Source organism: Pseudomonas sp. S36 (assembly GCF_016647875.1).
Taxonomy (GTDB): domain Bacteria; phylum Pseudomonadota; class Gammaproteobacteria; order Pseudomonadales; family Pseudomonadaceae; genus Aquipseudomonas; species Aquipseudomonas parafulva.
Genome location: NZ_JACVVG010000008.1, coordinates 54137 through 73300, shown reverse-complemented (window position 1 = coordinate 73300; position 19164 = coordinate 54137). Strand labels below are relative to the sequence as shown.

General features: G+C 65.1%; 16 protein-coding genes. 12 read left to right on the top strand and 4 right to left on the bottom strand.

The genetic code is table 11. The features are described 5' to 3' along the window. Position 1 precedes the first annotated feature (1 nt). Genes fdxH through fdhE form a run of 3 tightly spaced genes read left to right on the top strand, consistent with a single transcriptional unit; the run spans position 2 to position 2420 of the window. A complete protein-coding gene (gene fdxH / locus IAE36_RS06670) occupies positions 2–883 on the top strand; it encodes a formate dehydrogenase subunit beta (RefSeq protein ID WP_028633574.1) in 882 nt (293 codons plus the stop codon). Further along, positions 883–1515 (top strand): formate dehydrogenase subunit gamma, encoded by a 633-nt coding sequence (locus tag IAE36_RS06665; protein WP_201211310.1) that lies wholly within the window; start codon positions 883–885, stop codon positions 1513–1515. The genes fdxH and IAE36_RS06665 overlap by 1 nt, the downstream gene beginning before the upstream one ends. Then, on the top strand, positions 1512–2420 hold the full coding sequence (gene fdhE / locus IAE36_RS06660) for a formate dehydrogenase accessory protein FdhE (protein WP_201211308.1): 909 nt from the start codon (positions 1512–1514) through the stop codon (positions 2418–2420). The genes IAE36_RS06665 and fdhE overlap by 4 nt, the downstream gene beginning before the upstream one ends. A gap of 36 nt (positions 2421–2456) precedes the next feature. Here the strand turns inward: fdhE and IAE36_RS06655 are convergent, their stop codons facing one another. Next, positions 2457–3413: an aliphatic sulfonate ABC transporter substrate-binding protein gene (locus IAE36_RS06655; protein ID WP_201211300.1), complete on the bottom strand. Its 957-nt coding sequence runs from the start codon at positions 3411–3413 to the stop codon at positions 2457–2459. Between the two features lie 13 nt (positions 3414–3426). After that, entirely contained in the window at positions 3427–4392 is a 966-nt protein-coding gene (locus IAE36_RS06650) for an ABC transporter substrate-binding protein (RefSeq protein ID WP_201211298.1), read from the bottom strand. A gap of 208 nt (positions 4393–4600) precedes the next feature. Here IAE36_RS06650 and IAE36_RS06645 point away from each other — a divergent pair, with 208 nt between their 5' ends. The 9 genes from IAE36_RS06645 (at position 4601) to IAE36_RS06605 (ending at position 16621) form a co-directional block, all read left to right on the top strand. Continuing rightward, a complete protein-coding gene (locus IAE36_RS06645; protein ID WP_028633579.1) occupies positions 4601–5491 on the top strand; it encodes a LysR family transcriptional regulator in 891 nt (296 codons plus the stop codon). 152 nt (positions 5492–5643) lie between these two features. Further along, positions 5644–6777 (top strand): acyl-CoA dehydrogenase family protein, encoded by a 1134-nt coding sequence (locus tag IAE36_RS06640; RefSeq protein ID WP_201211296.1) that lies wholly within the window; start codon positions 5644–5646, stop codon positions 6775–6777. 57 nt (positions 6778–6834) lie between these two features. Further along, a complete protein-coding gene (locus IAE36_RS06635) occupies positions 6835–7629 on the top strand; it encodes a class II aldolase/adducin family protein (protein ID WP_201211294.1) in 795 nt (264 codons plus the stop codon). A gap of 38 nt (positions 7630–7667) precedes the next feature. Next, on the top strand, positions 7668–9287 hold the full coding sequence (locus IAE36_RS06630) for an ABC transporter substrate-binding protein (protein ID WP_060482655.1): 1620 nt from the start codon (positions 7668–7670) through the stop codon (positions 9285–9287). Further along, positions 9284–10234, top strand: a complete 951-nt coding sequence (locus IAE36_RS06625; protein WP_201211292.1) for an ABC transporter permease — start codon at positions 9284–9286, stop codon at positions 10232–10234. The genes IAE36_RS06630 and IAE36_RS06625 overlap by 4 nt, the downstream gene beginning before the upstream one ends. Before the next feature lies 1 nt (position 10235). Continuing rightward, on the top strand, positions 10236–11165 hold the full coding sequence (locus IAE36_RS06620; RefSeq protein ID WP_201211290.1) for an ABC transporter permease: 930 nt from the start codon (positions 10236–10238) through the stop codon (positions 11163–11165). After that, positions 11162–12778 carry a dipeptide ABC transporter ATP-binding protein gene (locus IAE36_RS06615; RefSeq protein WP_201211288.1) on the top strand — a complete coding sequence of 539 codons (1617 nt, stop codon included), beginning with the start codon at positions 11162–11164 and terminating at the stop codon, positions 12776–12778. Before IAE36_RS06620 ends, IAE36_RS06615 begins: the two co-directional genes overlap by 4 nt. 93 nt (positions 12779–12871) lie before the next feature. Next, positions 12872–13972 (top strand): LLM class flavin-dependent oxidoreductase, encoded by a 1101-nt coding sequence (locus tag IAE36_RS06610; protein ID WP_060482651.1) that lies wholly within the window; start codon positions 12872–12874, stop codon positions 13970–13972. 174 nt (positions 13973–14146) lie between these two features. After that, a complete protein-coding gene (locus tag IAE36_RS06605; protein ID WP_201211286.1) occupies positions 14147–16621 on the top strand; it encodes a TonB-dependent receptor plug domain-containing protein in 2475 nt (824 codons plus the stop codon). 46 nt (positions 16622–16667) lie between these two features. Here the strand turns inward: IAE36_RS06605 and IAE36_RS06600 are convergent, their stop codons facing one another. Beyond that, positions 16668–17987 (bottom strand): LLM class flavin-dependent oxidoreductase, encoded by a 1320-nt coding sequence (locus IAE36_RS06600; RefSeq protein ID WP_201211283.1) that lies wholly within the window; start codon positions 17985–17987, stop codon positions 16668–16670. Between the two features lie 29 nt (positions 17988–18016). Next, a complete protein-coding gene (locus IAE36_RS06595; protein WP_201211281.1) occupies positions 18017–18970 on the bottom strand; it encodes an ABC transporter substrate-binding protein in 954 nt (317 codons plus the stop codon). Positions 18971–19164: the final 194 nt, after the last annotated feature.

Here is a 19164-nt window from a genome sequence, read left to right as displayed (position 1 = left end):
TATGTCCCTGCAATCCCAAGACATCATCCGCCGCTCGGCCACCCACGCCTTCACACCGGCACCCCGCGCACGCGATCACCAGGCCGAGGTGGCCAAGCTGATCGACGTGAGCATCTGCATCGGCTGCAAGGCGTGCCAGGTGGCCTGCAACGAATGGAACGACCTGCGCGACGAGGTCGGCCATAACGTGGGGGTCTATGACAACCCGGCCGACCTTACAGCCGACACCTGGACGCTGATGCGCTTTGACGAGCACGAGAACGAGGCCGGCAAGCTGGAGTGGCTGATCCGCAAGGACGGCTGCATGCACTGCGCCGACCCCGGCTGCCTGAAAGCCTGCCCGCAACCCGGCGCCATCATCCAGTACGCCAACGGCATCGTCGATTTCCAGTCCGAGCACTGCATCGGCTGCGGCTACTGCGTGGCCGGCTGCCCGTTCGATGTGCCACGCATCAGCAAGAAGGACAACAAAGCCTACAAGTGCACCCTGTGCGTCGACCGGGTCACGGTCGGCCAGGAACCGGCCTGTGTGAAAACCTGCCCCACCGGCGCCATCAACTTCGGCAGCAAGGCCGACATGCTGGTACAGGCCGAGGAACGTGTCACCGAGCTGCATGGCCGCGGCTTTGCCGGCGCGGGTATCTACGACCCACAAGCCGTCGGCGGCACCCACGTGTTCTACGTGCTGCAGCATGCGGACAAACCCGAGCTGTACCACAAGCTCAACCCGGACCCGCGCATCAGCACGGCCATCAGTGGCTGGAAAGGCTGGCTGAAGCCGGTGGCAGCGGCGGCGTTCTTCGCCACCCTGGCCGGTACCGTATTCCATTACATCGGCGTTGGCCCGAATGAGGTGGAAGAAGACCACGAGGAACACGCGTGATGAACAAGGACAAACTGATTCTGCGTACCCGCTTTATTGACCGGGCCAGCCACTGGTTCATGGTCATCTGCTTCTTTCTGGTGGCCCTGTCGGGGCTGTCGTGGTTCTTCCCGTCGCTGAACTGGCTTAACGGCGTGTTCGGCACGCCGCAACTGGCGCGCATCCTCCATCCGTTCTTCGGGGTGGTGGTGTTCGTGGTGCTGATGTTCCTGTTTGCGCGCTTCGTGAAATACAACCTGCCCGAGCGCCAGGACGCCATCTGGTTTCGCAACTTGAAGACCGTACTCGCCGGGGACCACAGCAAGCCGCTGCAGATTGGCAAGTACAATGCCGGGCAGAAGGTGCTGTTCTGGGGGATCATGGGCCTGATCACCCTGCTGATGCTCAGCGGCGTGGTGATCTGGCGGCCATGGTTCGCACACCTGTTCGATATCGCCCTGATCCGTGTGGCGCTGTTCACCCACGCAGTGGCCGGAATCTGTCTGATCCTGCTGATCATCGGCCACGCGTACCTGGCGTTTTGGGTCAAAGGGTCGATACGCGGCATGGTCACCGGCTACGTGAGCCGTCGCTGGGCCAAGTCGCACCATGACCGCTGGTATCAGCAGATCTCCAAGGGTGACAAGCAATGAGCAGCATCACGGTGGTGCCCGTGGAACAAGCCACCGGCGGCGTCAACGAGATCACCCCGTTGCTGCTGCCGCCCGCCGGCCAGTATTACCAACAGCGGGCCGCACGCCTGCGCCACCTTGCGCAGGGGCATGAACAGGCCGACTACCTGCTGTTTGCTGCACAGGTGGCGCAGGCTCAACAGGCCTTGTTGCAGCGCTTTCCCGTGCCATCGGACGAGGTGCAGGCGGTGGTGGCCAACCTGGGCCCGCACGTGCCGTTGGCGGCTGAGCGCCTGGCGCGCTCTGGCTACTGGCAGGCAGCCCTGCAGCAACTGATCGAGCAACTGATGCCTGGTGCCGGTCCGGTACTGGCCGATGCGCTGGCGAGCCTGGCCAACACGCCCCCTGAGCAACGCGAGGCGGCGGCTGACCATCTGCTGCAGGGCCGCTACGACTACGTAAACAGCGGCCAGGCCGTGCTCCTGTGGGCGGCGTTGATGCTGTACGCCGGCCAACTGGCTGCGGCCCTGCCGGTCACGGCCAAGGCCGCAGTGGGCGAACATCGCCAGTATTGCCCGATATGCGGCAGCGCCCCCATCGCCAGCGTGATCATGACCGGCAAGCGCAACGGCTTGCGCTACCTGCACTGCAGCCTGTGCGAAAGCCGCTGGCACATGGTGCGAGCCAAATGCAGCAATTGTGAACAGACCGGCAAGTTGGACTACTGGTCGCTGGACCGGCAGGCCAGCCCGGTGAAGGCCGAAAGCTGTGGTGACTGTGGCAGCTACCTGAAAGTGTTGTACAACGAGCACGACCAGGGGCTGGAGGTGGTGGCCGATGACCTGGGTTCGCTGGTGCTCGATGCCGAAATGCAGCGCGAAGGGTTTGCCCGTAGCAGCTTCAACCCGTTTCTGTTCCCGGGTTGAGTGCGGGTGGGGCCGCATTACCGGCCCCACCCAGCCTCAACGCGCAGCCGGTTCGAACAACGTCACGGCCGTCGCATCGACCGCCTTGGGTAGCAACCCCTCACGGTAGAACGCATCGGCAATCTGCTGTTGCTCCACCAGGTTTTCCGGCCTCACCGGCTGCACGTCATAGCTGCGCCGGGCGTTGGCCTGCTGCACCGTCGGGCTGTCCAGGTTGCCCCACAAAGGCCCCAGAATCCGCGCTGCCGCCACGGGGTTGGCTTTGGTCCAGGTGCCCACGTCGCGCAGGGCCAGGTACACCTGCTGCAACACCTGTGGGTGCGCCTGGGCATAGTCGCTGCCCGCCAGGTAATAGCGCTGGTAGCTGGCCAACTGACTGCCATCAGCCAGAACCCGTGCGTTTTGCTGACGCTGGGCACTGGCGACGTACGGGTCCCAGGTCACCCAGGCGTCCACCTTGTGGTTCTCGAAGGCCGCGCGGCCATCGGCAGGGATAAGGTAAGCCGGGGTGATGTCCTTGAAGGTCAGCCCGGCCTTGGCCAGCGCCTGGATCAACAGGTAATGGCTGCCCGCCGCCTTGGTGACAGCAACACGCTTGCCCTTTAGATCAGCCAGTGTGCGGAGCGGCGAGTCCGCCGGCACCAGAATGGCCTGGGCAGTGGGCGACGGTGCTTCCCGGGCAAAGTAGGTGAGCCTTGCGCCGGCGGCCTGGGTGAACACCGGCACCGTGTCGGCCACGTCAGCCGATAGGTCCACATTGCCCAGGTTCAGTGCTTCGAGCAGCGGCAACCCACTGGGGAACTCGTGCCAGCTGACGCGTATGCCCTGCGTACTCAGGCGTTGTTCCAGGCTGCCACGGGCCTTGAGCAAGGTAATCAGGGTAGAGGACTTCTGGTAGCCAATCCGCAGGGTCTGCTCGGCGCTGGCCAGGTTCGGCAGCAAGGCACTGGCCAGCAACGCCAGGCCCAGTTGGAGCAGGTTCTTCAAAGGCATGTACGTCTCCGGTTCAGGGTTGCTTGGCCAGTGGGCCGTTGGCGGGCACGGTGAAGCCTGTGGCGAATGTGGGGGCGACGTCCAGGCGCTGACTCATCAGCCCGTGGGCGTGATAGAAGTCGGCGGTGTCCTGTTGCTCGCCAATGGTCTGCGGGTCGATGACCTGCCAGTGCAACTGCCGGCGCTCGAACTGCAGGCGGGCCGCCTCTTGCGGGAAACCGATGATCGCCGCCAGGGTTTTCGAGTAGCTGTCCAGGTGCTGGTAGGCCCACCCTTGTGCGCCTGCAAGGCGGTTCAGGTAGTCCTGTAGTGCCTCACGCTTGGCCACCTGCCTCAGCGCTTGATCGGTGGCTGCCAGAAAGCTGTTGCCGCTGGAAAGCCCACGCCCGTTTACCAGCACCCTGCCCTGCCCGCTGGTTTCTGCCAGCGCCGTGTAGGGCTCCCAGGTCGACCAGGCATCTACCGAACCGTTGGCCAGGGCGATCTTGGCATCTACCGGCCCAAGAAAGCGGAACTCCACGTCCTTGTCACTGAGGCCTGCCTGGTCCAGTGCCTTGAGGGCGAGGTGGTGGCCTATGGAACCGCGGCCGGTTGCGATGCGCTTGCCCTTGAGCTCGGCGGCACTGTGCAACGGTGCATCGGGGCGCACCAGCAAGGCCGTGCCGTAGGGGTCGGACTTGTCCACGGCAATGGCCTTTACCGGCGCACCCGAAGCCAGCACGAACAACAGCGGGGCATCGCCGATGATGCCTGCATCAATGGCCCCCGCATTCAGCGCTTCGGCAAGCGGGGCCGCAGCGGGGAACTCGGCCCAGCGGATGTCATACGGCAGGTCGCGCAACGCATCGGCGGCCTCCAACTGGGCACGCATGTTGCCCTTCTGGTCACCAATGCGCAGGGTCAGCCGCTCGCTGGCGCCGGCGTGGGCCGCTACCAGCAGCGCAGCTGCCAGGGTGAGCAGTTTGGATCGGAATGGCATGGTGGTCCTCAGCAATTGCAGCAGCGCAGGGTGCGCCGGGGATACCGACTCTAACCAATCGTGAAAAATAGATTAAATTGATTTTAGGAATAACCTAATATGCATAACTCATTATCACGCCGGGGCTTGCGTGTAACATGGCAGGCATTACGCTAATGCCCGATTATGCTAATCCCTTATTTCCCGCCCAATCTGGTGAACACAGCTCATGAAAATCGATGATATGGACGCCTTCGTCGCGGTCATTCGTTGCCAGTCCACCAACCTTGCTGCAGAGGCGCTGCAACTCACCCAGCCGGCGATCACCCGGCGCTTGCAGAACTTCGAGGAAGACCTGGGGGCCACCCTGCTCGACCGCCAGACCAAGCCGCTGAAGCCCACGCCCATGGGGCTGCGGGTATACGAGCAATGCAAGGCGATCCTGCGCGAGATCGACTCATTGCGTGAGCTGGTGGCCAACGATGGCGCGCCCTCCGGCACCTTGCGCCTGGGTGTACCGCAAACCCTGGGTGATGTGGTGTTGCTCCAGGCATTGGCGCAGATCCGCGAGGTGTACCCGCAACTGCGCACTCAAGTGAGCAGTGGTTGGGGCAGCAGCCTGGTAACGCGCATGGAAAACGGCGAACTGGATGCCGCTGCCGCGTTGTTTCCGCCAGGCAAGATCTTCCCCGAGGGCATTGCCAGCCGCTCGATCGGACGCATGCCGCTGAAAGTGGTGGCAGCCAGAAGCGGCGCCAGCAAGCGCAGCTACAAGCTCAGGGACTGCTACACCCGCGGCTGGGTGCTCAACCCCGACGGTTGCGGCTTCCGCGCCGGCTTGCAGCGCGCCTTGAGCGAACAGGGCCTGAGCCTTTCGATCAACCTGGAAACCTTCGGCACCGAGCTGCAACTGGGCCTGGTTGCCAATGGCCAGGGCCTTGGGCTGGTGCCAGAGCCGCTGCTGCAGGCCAGCCGCCACCGCGACGCACTGGAAGTGCTCAATGTCAGTGATTTCAAGCCACAGGTGGACTTGTGGCTGTTTCATCCGCGCTACCTGGGCAACCTGCAGGACCCGGTCGAACTGTTCGGAAACGTGGCCGGGCAACAGCTGCTTGAGTAAAAAGCGCTAAGCTTTAAATGCAAGTTACGCATAAAAATAAACAATTGAAATTATAAAAACAAATAATTAGCTTAGAACAAATAAGCCTTTTACAGCGCCCATCCATAAGAATACGGTCTTAGCCACACACCGTCATTCAGGGATGAAGCCCCATGAGTCACCCGTCCGACAGCGCACTTGCAGAGCTGACGCTGGCGCTCGCCGCCAACGCCGAACGTTATGACCGCAGTGCCAGCTTTCCTCAGGACAACTTCGACCTGCTGCACCGCCATGGCCTGTTGGCCCTGACCGTACCCACGGCGCTGGGCGGCGGCGGTGCAGACCTCGTCACCGCTCGGCGGGTGATCGGTGCCGTGGGCAAAGGTGACCCCGCCACCGCCCTGATTCTGGTGATGCAGTACCTGCAACACGCTCGCCTGCAGGCCAATACGCAGTGGCCGGAGCACCTGCGCCAGCGCGTGGCGCGGGATGCCGTGCAGCACGGCGCGCTGATCAATGCCTTGCGCGTCGAGCACGAACTGGGCACCCCGGCCCGCGGCGGCTTGCCTGGCACCGTCGCCCGCCGCAGCGCCGCTGGGTGGCGCATCAGTGGGCAAAAAATCTACTCAACCGGCAGCCATGGCCTGACCTGGATGCTGGTGTGGGGCCGCACGGATGAAAGCGACCCGCGCGTAGGCGGCTTCCTGGTGCACCGCGATACCCCGGGTATCACCATCGTCGACGACTGGGACCACCTGGGCATGCGGGCTACCTGCAGCCACGAGGTTCGCTTCGATGACGTGCAGATTCCGCTGGACCACGCCGTGGCCCTGAGCCCCGCCAGCGCCCCCACCGCCGACCTCGATCCCCAGAGCCTGCTATGGATGGCGGTACTGCTGCCTGCCGTTTACGACGGCGTAGCCCAGGCTGCACGCGACTGGCTGGCAGGGTTTCTGAACCGGCGCGCACCCTCGAACCTGGGGGCGCCACTGGCCAGCCTGCCGCGCTTCCAGGAGGTTGTGGGGCGTATCGATACCTTGCTCTTCGCCAACCGTAGCCTGCTGGACTCGGCCGCCGCCGGCTTCATCGACCCGCTGCATGCCGGGCAGATCAAGCACCTGGTTAGCGCCAATGCCATCGGCGCTGTCGAGTTGGCAATCGAAGCCGCCGGCAACCCCGGCTTGTCACGGCGCAACCCGCTGGAGCGGCACTACCGCGACGTGCTCTGCAGCCGTATCCATACCCCGCAGGATGACGTGATCTTCGCCCAGGCCGGCCGCGCCGCCCTCGCCCAGGCCACGCCATGAACGCCCCAACCACCGCCCTGCGTAACACATGCCGTCATTGATTACTGGAGCCCCATCATGAACGCCCTGTCCGCCATAAGCCCTGTCGCCGAACATGTCCGCGACCGCGTCAGCCCCGAGGAATGGGAGGTACGGGTAAAACTGGCCGCCGCCTACCGCCTGGCCGCCCTGTTCCGTTGGACGGACCATATCTACACGCACTTCTCGGCCCGCGTGCCCGGCCCCCACGAACACTTCCTGATCAACGCTTTCGGCCTGCTGTTCGACGAAATCACCGCGTCCAACCTGGTGAAGGTGGATGTGGACGGCACCCTGATCGATGACCCGCTGGGGTTGGGGATCAACCAGGCCGGTTATGTAATCCACAGCGCCATCCACCGCGCCCGGCCTGACCTTGCTGCGGTGCTGCACACCCACACCCGTGACGGCGCCGCGGTATCGGCACAACGCGACGGCCTGCTGCCCATTTCCCAGCATGCCTTGGCGTACTACAGCCGCGTGGCGTACCACGAGTACGAAGGCGTGGCGCTGGACCTGGACGAGCAGCAGCGGCTGGTCGCCAACCTGGGTGACAGCAACATCCTGATCCTGCGCAACCACGGGCTGCTCACCGGGGGCATCAGCGTGGAGCACGCCTTCCGGGAGCTGCATGGCCTGGAGCGGGCCTGCAACATCCAGATTGCCGCGCAGGCGGGCGGCAATGACCAACTGCGCCATGCCTCGCCTGCCGCCATCGCCAAGGTCCACGAACAATCCAAGCGTTTTTCCGACGGCAAGGGCGAAGGCATCCAGCGGCACTGGGATGCGCTGATCCGGCAACTGGACCGCGAAGGCCGCGCGTATCAGGACTGATTCAAGCACTACCTGCCCTGCCACTGAAGGATCACCCCATGCCCACCCTGCACCGCCTGTTCGCCATCGGTTCACTGGCCCTGGCCCTGGCTGCCTGCTCGCCCACTGACAACGCAGCCGCCGACAAAACCCTGCGTATCGCTTTCTGGGGTGACAACACCACCCTGGTCAGCGTCGACCCGTTCCAGGTTTACTGGCTGGAGCACCGCGTGCTGCTGCGCAACGTGGTGGAATCGCTCACCGACCAGGACCCGGACAGCGGTCGCATCATCCCCTGGCTGGCCCAGCGTTGGGAGGTTTCGGCAGATGCCTTGAACTACACCTTCCACCTGCGCCAGGACGTGACTTTCAGCAATGGCGAGCGCTTTGATGCCCACGCCGTCAAGACCGCCTTCGACAGCAACAAGGCCTTCGCCACCCAGTTGCCTGCCACCTTCGGCGCCACCTACCTGGCAGGCTATGACCACGCCGAGGTGCTCGACGACTTCACCGTGCGGCTGGTGTTGTCCAAACCCAACGCAGGCTTTTTGCAGGCCACCTCCACCACCAACCTGGCAGTGCTGGCGCCGGCCTCCTACCGGCTTACAGCGCAAGAGCGCTCGTTGGGCAAGATCATCGGCACCGGGCCGTTCGTGCTCGACCACTACACCCCTGAAGTGGGTGCCCGCCTGACACGGCGCGCCGACTACGCCTGGGCGTCGGCCAACGTGCAAAACAAAGGCCCGGCGCATGTGGAGGCAGTGGACATCAGCTACATCCCCGAAGAAAGCGTGCGCAATGGCCTGTTCCTGCAGGGCAAGGCCGACATCCTGTGGCCACGCAACCCATTCTCCGAGGTAGACCTCAACCTGCTGCAAAGCAAGGGCGCCACCATCCAGAGCCGCTCGCTGCCTGGCCCTGCCCTGAACCTGTACCCCAACACCCGCAACGGCCGGCTGCTGGGCGACCGCCAGGTGCGCCTGGCACTGCAGAAGGCCATCGACCGCACCAGCTACGCCCATACCGTCTACAACACTGCCTTCCCTGTGGTCACTGGCGTGTACGACGTCACCACCCCCTTCTTCAAGCCCCAGGCCGAAAAACTGGCCTACGACCCTAAAGCGGCAGAACAGCTGCTTGACGCCGCAGGCTGGCACAAGGGCGACGACGGCTACCGGCACAAGAATGGCCAGCGCCTGACCTTGCGCTACAACCTCACCCCGGCTGAAAGCGCAGGCGACGTGCTGGTGCAGGACCAGTTGCGCAAAGTGGGCATCGACCTGCGGCTGAACGTGCTGACCCGTGCCGAATGGGTGGCGGGCAATGCGTCGGGCAACTACGACCTGACCTCCACCTACATGACCCGCGCCGACCCCATTATCCTGCAGACCATTCTGGACCCCAGGGCGGCCAACAGCGCCACCCTGGCCACCAACACCTACGCGCCGGCGACCCTGGCCAAAGCCCAGGCGCTGTTCGACACCGGCATCACCGCCACTGCCGAACCGCAGCGGGCGCATGCCTATGGCCAGCTGCAGGACCTGCTGGTTGATGAAGCCTCTGCGTTCCCCCTCTACGAACGCGTGTGGCAAGCCGCTACCGCAGCACGTGTGAAAGACTTCCGCTGGACCGCAGAAGGCTTCGCGCTGCTCAGTGACATCCAGGTGGCCCAGCCATGAAGGGCTTCCTGGCAGGCCGCCTGGCACAGGCCGTACTGGTGCTGTGGGGGGCGTATACCGTCACCTACTTCATCCTCTACCTGCTGCCGGGCGACACCCTGGCAATCATGCTCAGTGCGTCGGGCATGGAAGCCGACGGGCTGTCGCCCCAGGAACTGGCGCAGGCACGGGCGTTCTACGGGCTGGACAAGGGGGTGTTCGAGCAGTACTTCGCCCTGCTGTGGGGGGCGCTGCAGGGCGACCTTGGCCAGTCGCTGTCGCTGGGGCGGCCGGTCACCGCGCTGCTGGCTGAACGCCTGCCGCAGACCCTGGCGCTGGCCGGCACCGCCATCGGGCTCTCCCTGCTGGCCGGGGTCGGCCTGGCCTACCTCACGGCCTATGTGCAATGGCGGCCGCTGAAGGCTGCACTGGCGCGCCTGCCGTCGCTGGGGTTCTCCGTGCCAGTGTTCTGGATGGGCTTGCTGTTGATCCAGGTGTTCGCCTTCGGCCTGGGCTGGTTCCCGGCCACCGGCAGCCAGGGCACGGCCAGCCTTGTGCTACCGGCCATCACACTCGCCATTCCCAGCGCGGCCGTGTATGCCCAGGTACTACAGCGCGGCTTCCAGGGGGTATGGCAGGAGCCTTACATCGCCACCGCATTCGCCAAGGGCTTGAGCCGCGCCCAGGTGCAGGCACGCCATGGCCTGCGCAACGCCGCGCTGCCACTGCTCACGCTGGTGGGCCTGCAGGTGGGCAATACGGTGTCAGGCGCGGTGCTGGTCGAAACCATCTTCTCGCGCAATGGCGTGGGCCGGCTGGCCCAGGAAGCGGTGCTGCGCCAGGACATTCCGGTGGTGCTGGCAATCGTCGCGGTATCGGCCGCCGCCTTCGTGGTGGTGAACCTGATCGTGGACCTGCTGTACCCGTATCTGGACCCGCGCATCACCCACACTGCCAAGGTAAGCTGACATGACCGTCGACATCCCCCTGCCCCCCATCGAAGCCGTGCCCGCTACACGGGGTCGCACCCGCCACGCCGGGCGGGCCGCTACGCCGTGGCAGCGCCGTGCGCGGCTGCAACGCGCCGTGCAGGCCCTGGCGCCTTTGCTGCGCAAACCTGGTTTCAACCTGGCCCTGCTGGTGGTGCTGTTTGCGCTGTTCGCTGCACTGGCGCCGCAGGTGCTGACCGGTTTCGACCCGTACGCCACTTCGCCGGCCGACAAGCTGGTCGCACCCAACGCTGTCCACTGGTTTGGTACTGACGAACTCGGCCGCGACCTCTATACCCGGGTGGTATACGGCGCACGCCTGTCCATATTGGCTGCCCTGCTGGCGGTGGCCATTGCGCTGGTCGGTGGCCTGGGCCTGGGCGTGCTGGCGGGGTTCGCCGGGGGGCGCACCGATGCGCTGCTGATGCGCCTGGTCGACGTGCTGCTGGCGCTGCCCGGCCTGTTGCTGGCACTGGCCATCGTCACCGCCATCGGTTTTGGCACAGTGCCGGTAGCAGTGGCCGTTGGCGTCGGGATCCTGCCGGGCTTTGCCCGCACCACACGCGGCGAAGTGCTGCGCATCAAGACCCTTCCCTATGTAGAGGCAGCACGGCTGGGGGGTGCCAGTTGGGTGCGCACGCTGTGGCGCCACGTGCTGCCCAATGCCTGGGGGCCCGTGGCAGTGCTCGCAACGCTGGACTTCGGTGCAGCCATCCTGGCCACCGCCGGGCTCAGCTTCCTGGGTTTTGGCGCCGCGCCGCCGGCTGCTGAATGGGGCACGCTGATCGCCAATGGCCGGCACTTCCTCATCACAGCGCCGTGGGTATCCCTGCTGCCAGGGCTGTTTGTGGTGGCGGTGGTGTTCAGCCTCAACCACCTGGCGCGCAGCGCCGAGGAGCACGCACGATGAGCCGCCCACCCTTGGTAGAAGTGCGTGACCTTGCCGTGAGCTACAGCGTGGCCGGTGAGCGTGTAGAGGCATTGAAACAGGTGACATTCAGCCTGGCACCTGGCGAGACACTGGCCATCGTTGGCGAGTCCGGCTCGGGCAAGTCGACCTTGGCCAACGCCTTGCTGGGGTTGCTGCCAGGCAATGCCCGTGTCGACCAGGGCCAGGTGTGGGTGGAGGGGGTCGACGTGGCCCACGCCAGCGAGCGTACCTGGCGCACAGTGCGCGGGCGCACCGTCGGCCTGGTGCCGCAAGACCCGATGGTCAGCCTCAACCCTACCCTGCGCATTGGCCGGCAGATCGCCGAGGCGCTGGTGCTGGCCCGGGGCCGACGCTACCGGGGCGTGGACGCCGACGTGCAGGCCCTGTTGGCCCAGGTAGGCCTGGACGACCCCACCTTGCGCGCCAGGCAGTACCCGCATGAGCTCTCTGGCGGTATGCGCCAGCGGGTGCTGATTGCCATCGCTCTGGCCGGGGAACCACGCCTGATCATTGCTGACGAGCCCACCAGCGCCCTGGATGTGACCGTGCAACGGCGCATTCTCGATCACTTGCAGCAGCTGACGGCTGAAAGGGGTATCGCGCTGCTGATCATTACCCACGACCTTGGCATGGCCTGTGACCGCGCAGACCGCCTGCTGGTGATGAAACAGGGTGAACCGGTGGAGCTGGCCACTCCCCGGCAGGTGCTATGGGGCGCCCAACAGCCCTACACCCGTGCCCTGCTCAATGCCGCTCCGGCTTTCGTCCCACGGCGCCGGCCCCGCGCCCAACCGGACCAGCCGTTGCTGCGCCTGCACAACGTGGGCAAGCAGTTCGCACTGCCTGCACCCGCGGGCACGTTCACCGCGCTGCAGGGCCTGAGCCTGAGCCTGCATGCCGGGCAAACCCTGGCCATCGTTGGCGAATCGGGCTCCGGGAAAAGCACGGCGCTGCGTATCGCCCTTGGCCTGGAACCCCCAAGCACAGGGCACGTGGAGTATTCAGGTGTGGATGTGAGCGGCTACAGCTGGCGGCAGTTCCGCCCCCTGCGCCGGCGCGTTCAGCTGGTGCAACAGAACCCGTTCGCCGCCCTCGACCCGCGCTTCACGGTGTACGACAGCATCGTCGAGCCGCTGGTCGCCTTTGGCCTGCTCAAAGGCCCGGCACTGGAGCACAAGGCCGTCGAGCTGATTCGCCGGGTTGGCCTGCCCGAGCAGTTCCTGGACCGCTTGCCGCGCGAGCTGTCCGGCGGCCAGCGCCAACGGGTAGCCATCGCCCGTGCACTGGCCCTGGCGCCCGAGGTGCTGTTGCTGGACGAGCCGGTCAGTGCCCTGGACGTGTCGGTGCAGGCGCAGATTCTTGCACTGCTGGACGACCTGCAGCGCGAGCTGAAGGTGGCGTATGTGCTGGTCTCCCACGACCTGGCCGTGGTCGCCAGCATGGCCGACCAGGTACTGGTGCTACGCCACGGCCAGGTGGTTGAACAAGGGCCGGCAGCCCAGGTACTGGGCCACCCGGGCCACCCCTATACCCAAGCCCTGGTTGCAGCGATACCCGGGCATTCACGCAGCGTACTGCCCGTGGCGGTCTGACCCCCAGGCAGTGGCCGCCACACCGAGCACTCACCTCATGTGCTGCAGTGGAGCACGCATGAGTCTCCCAACCGTAACGCAGGAGCACTTTGCATGAGCCTCGAATTCATCGGCCTGATCGGCCCACAGGAAAGCAGCGAATCCCAGGCACCCCGTGGCCCGGTGGTGGACCTGGCGTTCATCAAGGCCTTCGCCCAAGCCCAAGAGTACGCAGGCTTTGACAAGGCGCTGCTGGCGGTGAGCACCAGCGCGCCCGACTCCCTGATCCTGGCCAGCTACGTGGCAGCCGTCACCGAGCGCATCGGCCTGCTGGTTGCGCACCGCCCAGGTTTTCAGGCGCCAACTTTCGCCGCGCGCCAGTTCGCTACCTTGGACCAGCTCAGCCGCGGCCGAGCCGCTATCAACGTCATTACCGGTGGCGACAGTGGTGACCTGCAGCGCGATGGCGACTTCCTCGACAAGGATGCCCGCTATGCCCGCACTGACGAGTACCTGGACGTGCTGCGCAACACCTGGACCCAACAGCAACCGTTCGACCACACCGGTACCCATTACCGGGTGGAGGACAACCTCACGCTGGTGAAACCGGTTGGCCAGTTGCCCGTGTACTTTTCCGGCGCGTCGGACGCGGCCGTGGAAGTGGCCGCCAAACATGCCGACGTGTACATGATGTGGGGCGAACCGCTGGAGCAGGTGCGCGAGCGCATTGCCCAGGTACGCAAGGCGGCGGCCCGCTACGGCCGGGAAAACCACATCCGCTTCAGCCTGTCGTTGCGGCCGATCCTGGGGGCCACCGAAGAAGAAGCCTGGGCCCGTGCCGAGCAGATTCTGGCCGATGCCCAGAACGTCATCGGCATCCGCCAGGGCAACCGCCGCGAAAAGAACTTCGGCCGCAGCAACATCGGCTCCGAACGCCTGGTGCAGCTGGCCAGCCAACGCAAGGTGCATGACACCCGCCTGTGGACCGAGATTGCCGCGCTCGGCGGCGGCGCTGGCAACTCCACATCGCTGGTAGGTACGGCCGAGCAGGTGGCCGAGGCAGCCCTGGCCTATTACGACCTCGGCGTGACCACCTTCCTGTTCCGCGGGTTCGAGCAATTGCGCGATGCCGTGGACTATGGCCAGCACCTGATCCCGCGCATCCGTGCGCTGGTGGCACAACGGGAAGCCAGCCTGGGCACCCGCAGCGCCTGAAACGGCGCAACCCCGTGGTAGGCCAGCCCAGCCCTGCAGGAACGGCGCCGTTCCTGTAGGGGTGGCGGGCGCCGCAAAAAGGCCGACAACGGCCCCCTGAACACCGCAAACCTTGAATCGCCAGGCCCATGAGGCGCCTGGCGCCTACCCCCCTGCGTGCTTTTCGAGGACATGATGCCCAAACCCCCTTTCATCGCCTTGCCGCTGGCCTGCCTGCTTGCCCCCCTGGCCAATGCCGAGCCTGCCCCCGAGGACCCACGCCTGGATACCGTCACGGTGATCTCAACCGGCATGCGCGGCAACCAGCGCACCGTGGCCGACAGCCCCGCCCCCATCGACGTCATCAGCAGCGAGCAACTGCTGCGCACCGGCCGCGCCGAGCTGTCGGAGGCCATCGCCAGGCTACTGCCGTCGTTCAACTTCGGTACCAACATCGCCGGCTTTCAGTCCGGTGTGCGGCCCTTGAGCAATCGCAGCCTGGGCCCGGCGTACACCCTGGTGCTGGTCAACGGCAAGCGGCGTCACAACAGCGCCGTACCGGCCAGCGGCTCGACCGACAACAGCGGTGCCAATGCCGTCGATATCGACATGATCCCGGTGAGCGCGGTGTCGCACATCGAGGTGCTGAAAGACAGCGCCGCAGCCCAGTACGGCTCCGATGCCGTGGCCGGGGTGATCAACATCATCCTCAAGAACACCAGCAGCGGCGGCCATTACGAAAGCAGTTACGGCCAGCTGTACAGTGGCCAGGGCGAAACCCTCAAGCTGGCCGGCGACCAAGGCTTCGTGTTGGGTGATGGTGGCTTCCTGCACTTGTCGGGCGAGGCGCGCAAGCGAGGTACCGCCAGCTGGATCGACAAGGCTGCGCCCGGTTACCGCGCCTATTTCGAAGATGACCGCCAGGCCACCTGGGACCGCCGCGCCGTGAAGAACGGCGACCCCGACCTACGCGCCTTCAACCTGGGCTACAACGCCGAACTGCCGCTGAGCGATGACCTGAAGCTCTATTCGTTCGCCACCTATGCAGAACGCAAGCTCGAGGCCTACAACAACTACCGTCTGCCCAACAGCAATGCGTCCATCCCCGAGCTGTTCCCTGACGGCTACTACCCGCTCAACAATATCAAGGACACCGACTACCAGTGGCTGCTCGGGGCAAAAGGGGCTGCCGGCAACTGGGACTGGGACCTGTCCACCAGCTACGGGCGCAACAAGAACCAGCAGTCCAGCGACCTCACCATCAACCCCACTTACGGCCCCGCCTCGCCCACGTCCTTCGACGACCTGGCCACCCTGCAATTCGACCAGTGGGTCAACAACCTCGACATCACCCGCGCGTTCGACAGTGTGTTCGGGCTGGCCGTACCCACCCGCGTATCGGCTGGCCTGGAACATCGCTGGGAGCGTTTCCGCACGTTCGCAGGCGACCCGCTGGCCTACAGCGTGGGGCCCTACACCTACCCGGCAACGCTGGCCGATGGCAGGCCAAACCCGCTGTATGCACTGGCCAGGGGCCAGACCGCAGTGGGTGCCCAGGCGGCGCTGACCATTCGCCCGGAAGATGAAGCGGACGTCAAACGCAACAACTACGCCGCCTACCTCGACCTGGGGTTCGACCTGTCACCGCGCTGGTACCTGGGTACGGCAGCGCGGTTCGAGCACTATGACGACGAGTCGGGTAACACGGCCAGCTTCAAGCTCAATTCACGCTACGCCCTCACCGACACGCTGGCCGTGCGCGGCACATTGGGTAGCGGCTTTCGGGCCCCTTCTCTGACCCAGTCTGGCTACACCGTCAGCGACAACCGCACCGCGCTGGATGCCGATGGCAATGTGGTGCCCGCGCTGCGGCGCACCGTAGCCCCGGGCAGCGCCGCAGCGCAGGCCTTCGGCGGTGGCACCCTGGACCCGGAAAAGTCGCGCAACGCAGGCCTGGGCATTACCTGGCAGCCGGCACGCCGCACCAGCGTGACCCTGGATACCTACCTGATCGACATCGATGACCGCATTCTGCTTACCGAAAACCTCTACGACCGCGCCGGCGGTGGAGGCGCAGTGGGCGACATCCTTGCATCACTCGGCCTGGCCCGCACCACCTGGATCAACTACTACACCAACGCGTTCGACACCCGTACCCGCGGGCTGGACCTGGTGGCCGACCACACCAGCGAGTTCGGTGCCTTGGGCGATGTTCGCTGGACCCTGGGCTTCAACTGGAACAAGACCACCGTGCGCGGTACCCGTGGCACGCCACAAGCGCTGGCGGATGCGGGCATTCAGGTAGTCGGGCATGGCCGTGAGGGCGACCTGGTGGCGGCCTCGCCGAAAACCAAGTGGGTACTGGGGGGACAATGGCTGCTGGGCAACTTCACCGGCACCTTGCAGACCACCCGCTACGGCAAGGTAGAGACCTGGCAGCAGAACGCAGCGCAGGACCGCAGCTTCGGCGCCAAATGGATCACCGACCTGGACCTGTCCTATCTGCTGTTCGACAGCCTTACCCTGAGCCTGGGCGGCACCAACATCTTCAACGTGCGGCCTGACAAGAATGGGGTCTACAACCCCAACGGCAACCAGGCCGCCTATGGCAACCCCCCCTTCCATCCCGGCGGCGGCTACTGGTACACCAAGCTGGCCTACGATTTCTAAGGCAGGGGCTGGAATGGTTGAAGGCCGCATTGCGGCCTTCAGTGCACTAGCGGCTGAAACGCGGAATGCTCAGCCCAAGGCTTTCGCGCAGCGTCGTGCCCTCATAAGCAGTGCGGTAGACGCCCCGCTCCTGCAACAGCGGCACGACCTCTTCGGTGAAGCGGCGGAACTGCTCCGGGTGGCCAATGTAGATATTGAAACCGTCCAGGGCTCGCGCTTCGAACCAGTGCGCCATCTTCGCCGCCACGGTCTGGGCCGAGCCCACAAATGCCCCGGGGCGCAACTGGCGCCCGAACTCGATGGCCTGGCGCAGGGTGAACCCCTTGTCCCGTGCCTGGTCGGCGATGCGCTTGGCATTGGTGAAGAAACTGCTGCGCGCATGCTCCAGACTTTGCTGGGGGAAGGGAGCGTCGAGGTCGTACTGGGTGAAATCATGCCAACCGAAGTTACGGCCAAACTCTTTCAAGGCCAGGTCGAAACTGTGGTCGGCCTGGTGGTAATGGCGCTCGATCTCACGGGCGTGCTCATCGCTGTCACCCACGTAGATTTCTGCGCCCGGCAGCACCAGTAATTGGTCCGGGTCGCGCCCCAGGCGTGCCGCGCGACCCTTGATGTCACGGTAGAACGCCTGGCCCTGTTCAATGCTGGCAGCATGGGTAAACACCACATCGGCGGTGGCAGCCCCCAGGTCACGCCCCTGTTCCGAGTCCCCTGCCTGGAAGATCACCGGTTGCCCTTGGGGCGAGCGCTGGATGTTGAGGGGGCCGACCACCGAAAAGTGCGCCCCCTGATGATTCAAGGCGTGCAGCTTCGAGGGGTCGAGAAACCGCCCGCTGGCACGGTCGCGGGGGAACGCGCCTTCCTCGTACGACTGCCACAACCCCTGCACCACCTGTACATGCTCCTGGGCGCGCGCATAGCGGGTGTCGTAGTCGTAATGCTCATCCAGGCCATAGTTTCCAGCCGTACCGGCATCACCACTGGTGACCACGTTCCAGCCGGCGCGCCCTTTGCTGATCAGGTCCAGCGAAGCCAGCCGGCGGGCGACGTTGTACGGCGCGTTGTATGAGGTGGTCAACGTGCCTACCAGGCCGATATGGCGGGTGCTTACCGCCAGGGCCGAGAGCAGTGTCAGGGGCTCCAGGCGGTTGAGGTAGTGCGAGGGCGAGCCGGGGGTGATGTACTGGCTGTCGACGATGAAGACCAGGTCGAACAGCGCGGCCTCGGCTTGCCGGGCTATTTCGATGTACCAATCGATGTTGACGCTGGCGTCGGCGGGCAGCGCCGGGTCCAGCCACAGGTTGTGCCGGCCGGGGCCACCGCAGCCCATGGTCAGGGCGCCAAGCTTGATCTGTCGTTTGCTCATGGGAATCCTTGCAAGGGGTGATGACCGGTTCATTGGTTGCTGGCCTGGGGCTGGGCGATCGCCGCCGTGAACGAGGTGTCGAACAGGGTTGCTGCGGGGTAGGCCTTGATCAGGCCGAGCCCGGCGAAGAAGCCCACGGTGGTCTGTGCGTCTGCGATCACCTGCGGGTCGAGCGGGGCCAGGTCGGTACGTGCGCGGGCGAACCAGGCGCGGGCAATGTCTGCGTCGGCACGGGTGCGCTTGGCCCAGTCATCGGCATAGGCCTCGGTGTTGGCCGGGTTGCCGAGGGCCCAGTCACGGGCTTTTTTCAGGCGCTGCAGGAAGTCGGCGATCTGTGGGCGCTTGTGCTCGATCGCCTTGCTGTTGGCGACCACGAAGCTCTGCGCCGGGATGATCCCTTCGGCTGTGGCCAGTACCCGTGCGCCATGGCGCTCCTGCTGGGTGACGTAGGGCTCCCAGGTGGCGATCACGTCTACGGAGCCGCCATCCAGGGCATGGGAGGCATCCAGCGCACTGAGGTAACGCAGTTCCAGCGCATCACGCGGTACGCCCGCTTTGTCCAGGGCGCTGAACAGCAATTGCTGGCTCCATGAGCCTTTCCAGATGGCCGCGCGCTTGCCGCGCAGGTCCTGCAGGCTGTGTATGACCGAGTCCTTGCGCGCCAGTATGGCCACCCCTTCGAGGTTCTGCCGGCTGACCGCGATCACCTTGATCGGCGCACCCAGGGCCCCCAGGAACAGCGGCGGCGCATCGCCCAGCAGGCCGACATCCAGGCTGCCCACGTTAAGGGCTTCGGCGACCGGGGAGCCCGCCGTGAACTGCTTCCACTCCAGGGTATAGGGCAGGTCGTCGAGCACGCCTGCGGCCTCCATCACCGCGCGGGCGTTGTAGCTCTGATCGCCTACTACCAATGTCTGGGCAGCAGCGGCAACGCTCAGGGAAGACGCCAACAGGGTGGCGGCCAATCGCTTGAAATAACGCACGTACGTCTCCAGGGCCCATCGGGGCCTGTAGGGCGATCCGCGCGCGCGGTCTCGTCAGGGTGAGTGATCAAGCCAGGTGGCAGCGCCACGCTTGATCGAACAGGGCATTGTGGGGGGATTTGAAAGCATGCAAGGCCATCTGTAAATGCATTATTTGCATATTAGCTTATGAATATTTTGCATTTTGATTATAG

Bases quoted from the DNA above. Each gene is read 5' to 3' on its own strand.
- IAE36_RS06620 (WP_201211290.1), top strand. From the start codon at position 10,236: ATGACCGTCGACATCCCCCTGCCCCCCATCGAAGCCGTGCCCGCTACA.
- IAE36_RS06625 (WP_201211292.1), top strand. From the start codon at position 9,284: ATGAAGGGCTTCCTGGCAGGCCGCCTGGCACAGGCCGTACTGGTGCTG.
- IAE36_RS06615 (WP_201211288.1), top strand. From the start codon at position 11,162: ATGAGCCGCCCACCCTTGGTAGAAGTGCGTGACCTTGCCGTGAGCTAC.
- fdxH (WP_028633574.1), top strand. From the start codon at position 2: ATGTCCCTGCAATCCCAAGACATCATCCGCCGCTCGGCCACCCACGCC.
- IAE36_RS06610 (WP_060482651.1), top strand. From the start codon at position 12,872: ATGAGCCTCGAATTCATCGGCCTGATCGGCCCACAGGAAAGCAGCGAA.
- IAE36_RS06630 (WP_060482655.1), top strand. From the start codon at position 7,668: ATGCCCACCCTGCACCGCCTGTTCGCCATCGGTTCACTGGCCCTGGCC.
- IAE36_RS06635 (WP_201211294.1), top strand. From the start codon at position 6,835: ATGAACGCCCTGTCCGCCATAAGCCCTGTCGCCGAACATGTCCGCGAC.
- IAE36_RS06605 (WP_201211286.1), top strand. From the start codon at position 14,147: ATGCCCAAACCCCCTTTCATCGCCTTGCCGCTGGCCTGCCTGCTTGCC.
- fdhE (WP_201211308.1), top strand. From the start codon at position 1,512: ATGAGCAGCATCACGGTGGTGCCCGTGGAACAAGCCACCGGCGGCGTC.
- IAE36_RS06640 (WP_201211296.1), top strand. From the start codon at position 5,644: ATGAGTCACCCGTCCGACAGCGCACTTGCAGAGCTGACGCTGGCGCTC.
- IAE36_RS06600 (WP_201211283.1), bottom strand. From the start codon at position 17,987: ATGAGCAAACGACAGATCAAGCTTGGCGCCCTGACCATGGGCTGCGGT.
- IAE36_RS06665 (WP_201211310.1), top strand. From the start codon at position 883: ATGAACAAGGACAAACTGATTCTGCGTACCCGCTTTATTGACCGGGCC.
- IAE36_RS06650 (WP_201211298.1), bottom strand. From the start codon at position 4,392: ATGCCATTCCGATCCAAACTGCTCACCCTGGCAGCTGCGCTGCTGGTA.
- IAE36_RS06655 (WP_201211300.1), bottom strand. From the start codon at position 3,413: ATGCCTTTGAAGAACCTGCTCCAACTGGGCCTGGCGTTGCTGGCCAGT.
- IAE36_RS06645 (WP_028633579.1), top strand. From the start codon at position 4,601: ATGAAAATCGATGATATGGACGCCTTCGTCGCGGTCATTCGTTGCCAG.